Source organism: bacterium, assembly GCA_024224155.1.
Taxonomy (GTDB): Bacteria; Acidobacteriota; Thermoanaerobaculia; order Multivoradales; family JAHEKO01; genus CALZIK01.
This window is the reverse complement of the sequence record JAAENP010000558.1, coordinates 1-646: the sequence shown is the minus strand read 5'-3', so window position 1 is coordinate 646 and position 646 is coordinate 1. Positions and strand designations below refer to the sequence as shown.

Genomic DNA, 646 nt, shown 5'->3' with positions numbered 1-646 from the left:
GATGGACCGGGGTGGGGATCGCGAGGAGCTGTTGAAGCCCTTGCTGGAGTCGGGCAAGGCCTTTCTCATCCGGCAGCGCGGCGATCGCCACCTGATCTGGAGACGTAAGGCTCAGGCAGTGGAAGCCATTGCCGAGCGCTGTCGTCGGCCCTACCGGCAGACCATCGTCAAGCAGACCGGCGAGGAAGAGAAGATCTATGACCTGCGCTTCGGGGCCACGCCGGTGCGGTTCCCCGGTGTCGATCGCCCGCTGATGCTGGTAGTGGTGGAGGGCTTCGGCCGACGGCCACTGATGCTGTTGACCACGCTGCCGGTGCGTCGCTCCTACAAGAGCGTTTGGCGGATGGTCGAAAGCTACCTGGCGCGCTGGCGCGTGGAGGAGACGATCCGCTTCATCAAGCAGAGCTATCAGCTCGAGGACATTCGGTTGCTGCTCTATGAGCGATTGCGGACGATGGTCACTCTGGTCATGGCGGTCGCCTACTTTGCCGCCGTGCATCTGGGTAAGCAGGCCAAGCTCGCCGTCTTCGCACAGCACCTGCTCCGCGCCGCTCAACGCATCTATGGCGTGCCCGAGTTCCGGCTCTATGCACTGGCGGACGGCATCAAGCAGGTCCTATTCAGCTCGCGCCGCGGCATCGGGTCG

At 63.9% G+C, this 646-nt stretch carries 1 protein-coding gene; it reads left to right on the top strand.

The features are described 5' to 3' along the window. Positions 1-646: transposase (locus GY769_25600; protein MCP4205300.1), on the top strand; the 646-nt coding region annotated here is incomplete at both ends.